5 protein-coding genes and 2 pseudogenes are annotated in these 6,311 nt (G+C 48.5%); 4 read left to right on the top strand and 3 right to left on the bottom strand.

All coding sequences use genetic code 11. The features are described 5' to 3' along the window. Positions 1–136, bottom strand: a pseudogene (locus C7N83_RS12590) (IS110 family transposase); the annotation flags it as partial. Between the two features lie 63 nt (positions 137–199). Between C7N83_RS12590 and C7N83_RS12585 the strand changes: the two are divergent. Further along, positions 200–925, top strand: a complete 726-nt coding sequence (locus tag C7N83_RS12585) for a hypothetical protein (protein ID WP_106743056.1) — start codon at positions 200–202, stop codon at positions 923–925. Positions 926–974: 49 nt separating this feature from the next. On the opposite strand, the gene C7N83_RS12580 is transcribed toward C7N83_RS12585, so the two are convergent. After that, a complete protein-coding gene (locus C7N83_RS12580) occupies positions 975–1,244 on the bottom strand; it encodes a YihD family protein (RefSeq protein ID WP_106743055.1) in 270 nt (89 codons plus the stop codon). 169 nt (positions 1,245–1,413) lie between these two features. Here C7N83_RS12580 and ung point away from each other — a divergent pair, with 169 nt between their 5' ends. Together ung and C7N83_RS12570 are read left to right on the top strand one after the other, a co-directional pair. Next, positions 1,414–2,073, top strand: coding sequence for a uracil-DNA glycosylase (gene ung / locus C7N83_RS12575; RefSeq protein ID WP_106743058.1), 660 nt, complete (start codon positions 1,414–1,416; stop codon positions 2,071–2,073). Between the two features lie 56 nt (positions 2,074–2,129). Continuing rightward, positions 2,130–2,780 (top strand): annotated as a pseudogene (locus C7N83_RS12570) (IS1595 family transposase). A gap of 66 nt (positions 2,781–2,846) precedes the next feature. On the opposite strand, the gene ilvA reads toward C7N83_RS12570, so the two are convergent. Then, entirely contained in the window at positions 2,847–4,373 is a 1,527-nt protein-coding gene (gene ilvA / locus C7N83_RS12565) for a threonine ammonia-lyase, biosynthetic (RefSeq protein ID WP_106743053.1), read from the bottom strand. A 319-nt stretch (positions 4,374–4,692) separates the two neighbouring features. On the opposite strand from ilvA, the gene C7N83_RS12560 reads away from it, so the two are divergent. After that, the gene (locus tag C7N83_RS12560) at positions 4,693–6,060 is read left to right on the top strand and encodes a D-alanyl-D-alanine carboxypeptidase family protein (protein ID WP_106743052.1); all 1,368 of its coding nucleotides are present in this window, start codon (positions 4,693–4,695) and stop codon (positions 6,058–6,060) included. Positions 6,061–6,311: the final 251 nt, after the last annotated feature.

The raw sequence follows: 6,311 nt of genomic DNA, 5'->3' as shown, positions 1-6,311 counted from the left end.
CTTGGAGCTGCTTTTGTTCCGGTGCCGGTGGTTTCCACGGTCTCAATTTGTGTTGTCTGTCTTGGCTGTATTGGGCTATGAGCCTTGCATCTTGTTTGTCGGTTTTGGATCGTTGCAGTTGGGCGATGGCGTAGCCATCTGAACAATCGATTTGATTTTCAGACAGCCTTTTATTCATGCAGGCTTTTAAGGAATAAAAATGTTTTTCCATAGCAATCCCTTATCAATCACAGCACAACAGCAAGACTTAATTTTGCGTATGCAACAAGTCTGCTGCGCCTTTCAGTTCAGTGTTCAAATATGGCCGCAAGTAACTGCCCCTACTGAAGCTGACCACCAAACCGCAGTGATAACGTATTTTGAAAACCTTATCCGTCCGCAATATGATGATTTGCGCCAAAGAATACACACAGAAAATCTTAACAAACTACAGTATATTCAGGCCCATTCCAACCCGAAAAGCCATCAACAAGACCAGCAACGCTTGCTTAAGAAAATAGCGCATGATGACGCATATTTTACTTTGCGCTTAATACCGGAGCGTATGTCTTGCATTCGGTTACCGCCTTTATCAGCACAACACGCTTATGACAAAATGTCGTTAAACCATGACGGACATATGCAAAACTGGAGCGCACAGCTCTGCCATCAATTTATTCACCCACCTTATGAATTACAAAATATTGACGAACTGGCGAGCTTGGCTTTGTGGTCGGATTTCTGCGATTTATGCGGGCTGAACCACCCACAGGCCGACATTTACGATTGGGTCCGCCATCAGGCTTATGCCGACGGTTCTCAAGAAAATTTATTATTCAGCAATTACTTTGATGAAGGTTTGGATTGGTGGGGCGTATGGTGTTTGAGTGTGTATCAGCCCGATACCCGGACGCTTGCTGTCATTACCGCAAGTGAAGATGATTAGTCTTGGAATGGAAAGCCGTCTGAAAAAGTTACTTTCAGACGGCCTTTTCTCAATCCTTCAAAATCCCACGCGCGCGCAGCAGCGCGGTTTTGAAATCTTCTTCGTAATCTTTGGCAATACCCGGCACAGGTGCGGTTTTGTCTTTGCCGTGCATTTTCAGATGGTAAATAACCACTTCGTCGGTCAGCTCGGCAACAGGTTTATTAAAGCCTGCTTCATCGGCGATTTTCTGCAAAATTTGGGTTAAATGCATTTCCGGCTCTTGTTTCCAATAAGGTTCGAGCAATTCTAAAAGTTCGCGCAATCGGTGTGAACGCATGATTTTTCCTTTCGGAGTAAATGGAAGCGGTTTATGTTTATGTTCAGTTTAACGGATTTATCGCCGGCTATCAAAAACATGCGGGTACCTGTTCAAACGACCTGTTTGCCGCTTGAAGCCGTCTGAACATGTTATAATCGGCTACATTGATTTTGACAGGCAAACCATTATGCAAACTTGGCACGAAGCCATCGGCACGGAAAAAGAGCAACCCTATTTCCAGCATATTATCGCAACCGTTAAACAGGAAAGGCAGGCCGGACAGGTGATTTATCCGCCGGCGGCCGACGTGTTCAATGCATTTAAGGCGACAGAGTTTAACCAAGTCAAAATCGTGATTTTGGGACAAGACCCATATCACGGCGCCGGACAGGCGCATGGTTTGTCGTTTTCAGTGCGGCCGGAGATTCAGGTTCCACCATCTTTGGCGAACATCTACAAAGAATTGGCTGCCGACATCGAAGGATTTCAGATTCCGCAACACGGCTATTTGCAGCATTGGGCGGCACAAGGCGTCTTGCTGCTCAATACCGTGTTGACCGTGCGTGCCGGACAAGCGAATTCGCACGCGCCTTTGGGGTGGGAGCAATTTACCGACCGTGTGATTGCCCAGCTCAACGAACACCGCAAACATATTGTGTTTATGCTTTGGGGCAGCCACGCGCAGAAAAAAGGCGCGTTTATCGACCGCAGTCGCCATTTGGTATTGGCTGCGCCGCATCCGTCGCCGCTTTCCGCCCATCGCGGCTTTTTCGGCTGCCGTCATTTTTCACAAGCCAATGCTTATTTGAAGGCGCAAGGCTTAGCGGAAATTGATTGGCAGGTTTGAGTTTAAATAAAGGGCTTAGGAAGCAAAATCATAAAACTTTATGGTAAGCTTCTGATATCTATATTAAAAACAAGTACCCAAAACCCAGTAAACTTTCTGAGCAGAAATTCCGGCAAATATTACGCCTTTCTGCCTCAGGTTTGACTGCTTCCGACACAGCCGGATTAACGGCAGCCAGTGTCCGAAGTGCCAACAACCCGTTCCCCAAACTGCGGCACCGTATTGCTGGCGAATGTGGGAAGCAAACCCCATTTTCAGAATTCCGGTGCCAGACGCATTCTGTGGCAAACAGGCTCGGGGAGCCGGTGGAAAAACCACCGTATTGGGCATATTGAAGCGTGATGACAAGGTCCGTACCAGAACCGTACCCGGTGCTTTAAAAGCCACGCTGCAAAAGGTTATCCGGGGTCATCTCCCTATCAAAGGCGTTACCAATACCGATGGCCGGCGTGGTTCTGGTTGATATGGGCTGTGAAAAACACTTCCGTGTCCGTCACGCAGATAACGGGTTTGCCGGAGGGGTTCGGCATATCAACGGAATGGGGTCATTTTGGGCTTATGCAAAAAACAGGACGGTTAAATTTAACGGCGTATCCGGACGGACATTTTATTGGCACCTGAAAGAAACGGGATTCCGCTTTAATCACAGACATGATAACCTGTATGCAATTTTATTGGAAATGTTACGGAATATGCCGTTGGATTAGATTTGCTTCCTGAGCCCCTAAATAAATACAAAGGCCGTCTGAAAATTTCAGACGGCCTTTTATGCTTTACGCCAAGAACAATTGATAGGCTTGGTTATCCGTTTCGTCTTGGTAGAGATAACCCAAATTATCTAAAAATTCATTAAATGCAGCTTCATCGGCAGGCGGCACATCAATGCCCACCAAAATACGGCCGTAATCCGCACCGTGGTTGCGGTAGTGAAACAAGGTAATGTTCCAGCTGCCCTGCATGTGGTTCAGGAAACGCGCCAATGCGCCCGGCCGTTCGGGAAATTCAAAACTGACCAAACGTTCGTTGTTCACTTTATCAGTGCGGCCGCCAACCATGTAGCGGATGTGGATTTTGGAAATTTCATCATGGGTCAAATCCACGTTTGGCAAACCGGCATCGGTGAGCAAGGCCTTGATGGTGACCAAATCACGCGCACCGGCGGTTTGCAGGCCGACAAAGACATGGGCCTTGTTTTCATTGCCGTAACGGTAGTTGAATTCGGTAATGTTGCGGCTGCCCAGCAAATCAATGAATTTGCGGAAGCTGCCCGGCGCTTCGGGAATCGTTACCGCGAAAATGCCTTCATTGCCTTCGCCTAATTCACTGCGCTCGGAAACGTGGCGCAGACGGTGGAAATTCATGTTGGCGCCGCTGGTCACGGCGATTAAAGTTTGGTTTTGCGCACCGTTTCTGGCGATGTAGGCTTTCAAACCGGCCAATGCCAATGCGCCAGCCGGCTCCATAATGCTGCGGGTGTCGTCAAAAATATCTTTAATCGCGCCGCAAATGGCATCGGTATCGACCGTAATCACCCCGTCAAGCAATTCCTGGCACAGGCGGAAGGTTTCATCGCCAACCACTTTCACCGCTGTGCCGTCTGAAAACAGGCCGACATCTTTCAACGCCACGATTTTGCCTTCTTCAATCGACTGCTTCATGCAGCAGGAATCATCAGTTTGCACGCCAATAACTTTAATATCGGGGCGCACTTGTTTGATAAACGCCGCCACACCGGCCGCCAAGCCGCCGCCGCCGATCGGCACAAACACAGCATCGATTGTGTCTGCACGCTGGCGCACAATTTCCATGCCCACCGTGCCTTGACCGGCAATCACATCGGGGTCGTCAAACGGCGCGATATAGGTTAAGCCCTCTTTTTTCGCCCACTCCATCGCATAATCGTAAGCATCGTTGTACGATACGCCTTTCAACACCACTTCACCACCACGGTTTTTCACCGCATCGATTTTGATTTGCGGCGTAGTTTCCGGCATCACAATCACCGCACGGCAACCCAAGCGGTGTGCCGACAATGCCACACCCTGCGCATGGTTGCCTGCCGAAGCCGCAATCACGCCGCAAGCCAAAGCTTCTTTGGATAATTTGGCCATTTTGTTGTAGGCGCCGCGAATTTTGAATGAAAACACCGGCTGCAAATCTTCACGCTTGAGCAGGATATTGTTGTTCAGGCGGCCTGACAAACTACGGGCAGGTTCCAACGGGGTTTCCACCGCAACATCGTACACGGAAGCGGTTAAAATACGAATCAGATAATCGGAATAAGATGGGGGAGTGTTCATGAGTGTATCTATTTAGAATCAATCGTTTAAAAAATAATTAAGCCATCGCCGTCGAAATAATCGTCAAACTTTGCCAACAAAACAGCGAAAAGGCAAAACCATACCCCTCAGACCGTCCGAACGCAAGAAAAATCTTAGCAAACCAAGCCCGAATCGGTATAATATGCGGCTGTCCTTTCGCGACCGCCTGAAACCTTACCTTCCATCCTGCCGGTTCTTAGCCAGTTATTGAGATTCAACCCCACACATGGCTTTATCATTCAGTTTCAGACGGCCTTTTTTTACGCATTACTCCAATAAATATTGATACACCTAAGTTATGAAAAAAACGCTATTCAGCCTGACCTTAGCCGCCTTAATGGTCACCCATTCACTTGCCGCGCCTCAATCTGCCGCCAATACCGCCCCCGCAGCGCAGCCCGAAATCTTAATGCCGAGCATCAACAGCCCGACCAAACCGCCGGAAATCGCCGCTACCGCATTTATCGTCAAAGATTTACACAGCAACCAGATTTTGGCTTCCAACAATCCGGATGCCCAAATCGAACCGGCCTCACTAACCAAAATGATGACCGCCTATCTGACTTTCAAAGCCTTGGAAAACGGTACATTAAAAGCCGGCCAAATGCTCACTGTGTCCGACCAAGGCTGGAAAATCGGAGGCTCACGCATGTTTCTCAATCCCAACGTTCCGGCCAGCGTCAGCGATTTGATTAAAGGTATGGTGATTCAGTCCGGCAACGATGCCACCATGACGTTGGCCGAAGCCATGGGCAACGGCTCGGTGGACGAATTCGTCAGACAAATGAACGATGAGGCCAAACTCTTAGGCATGACCAATACCCATTTCAACAACCCGACCGGCCTGCCTTCAAACGGCCACGTTTCCACCGTTAATGATTTGGCCTTATTGTCTGCCGCATTAATTAAAAATTTCCCGAAATACTATCCCGTATTTTCGATTAAATCATTTAAATACAACAATATCGAACAACCCAACCGCAACCTGCTGCTCTACCGCGACCCCAACGTTGACGGTTTGAAAACCGGCCATACCGAAAGCGCCGGCTACAGCTTGGCCGCATCCAGCAAACGTAACGGCCGCCGCATCGTATCGGTTGTTGTCGGCACCGAATCCATCGAAGCGCGCGCTTCCGAAAGCGGAAAATTGTTGAACTGGGCACTGCAAGCCTTTGACACACCGAAACTTTACAACGCCAACGAAGCCATTTCGCAAGTCAAAGTCTATAAAGGCGCAGTCAACGCCGTACACATCGGTTTTGTCAGTGCAACCTATATCACCATCCCACACGACACCGGCAGAAGCTTGAAACCGATTTTAGAAACCGTGCAACCTGTATTGGCACCGATTGAAAAAGGCCAAGTATTGGGTAAACTCAAGCTGATGAAAGGCAACGAAGTCGTGGCCGAAAAAGACGTGGTCGCGCTCAACAGCGTTGCCGAAGGCAGCTGGTTCAGCCGCACATGGGACAGCATTGTCTTGTGGTTCAAAACCATATTCGGCAGCAATGTAGCCGACAAGCCGGCTACATCAAATACGCAAAAAGCCGCACCGGCTACTGTACCCGCTTCAGAAGCAGCAAGCCAAGCAGCCGCAGAACCGCTAGCCGCTTCCGCAGCCAGCACTCCGACGACTCAAGCTGCTTCGGCTGCCACAGCGAAATAATGGTTTTTAAGATTTATATTGGTAAATCATGCAATAAGGCCGTCTGAAAACTGTTTCGTTTGAAACAATTTTCAGACGGCCTGAGATCTTTGTAAAACCCTTCCCAACAGACAAAAGATTACTATATAGTCAAAGAAATTAAAAAACAGTACAAATCCGCATAAAGTAAAAGAAAAGGGTATCGATGCAGTCAAGCCGCCAATCCTGACGTATTTTCTTAATCCGAGCCCAATATTTTTCAACAGGGTTAA

This window comes from Neisseria iguanae (genome assembly GCF_003013245.1).
In the GTDB taxonomy this organism is placed as follows: domain Bacteria; phylum Pseudomonadota; class Gammaproteobacteria; order Burkholderiales; family Neisseriaceae; genus Neisseria; species Neisseria iguanae.
The sequence above is the reverse complement of the archived record's forward strand: the minus strand, read 5'-3'. Positions and strand labels throughout refer to the sequence as shown.

Bases quoted from the DNA above. Each gene is read 5' to 3' on its own strand.
- C7N83_RS12585 (WP_106743056.1), top strand. From the start codon at position 200: ATGTTTTTCCATAGCAATCCCTTATCAATCACAGCACAACAGCAAGAC.
- C7N83_RS12580 (WP_106743055.1), bottom strand. From the start codon at position 1,244: ATGCGTTCACACCGATTGCGCGAACTTTTAGAATTGCTCGAACCTTAT.
- ung (WP_106743058.1), top strand. From the start codon at position 1,414: ATGCAAACTTGGCACGAAGCCATCGGCACGGAAAAAGAGCAACCCTAT.
- ilvA (WP_106743053.1), bottom strand. From the start codon at position 4,373: ATGAACACTCCCCCATCTTATTCCGATTATCTGATTCGTATTTTAACC.
- C7N83_RS12560 (WP_106743052.1), top strand. From the start codon at position 4,693: ATGAAAAAAACGCTATTCAGCCTGACCTTAGCCGCCTTAATGGTCACC.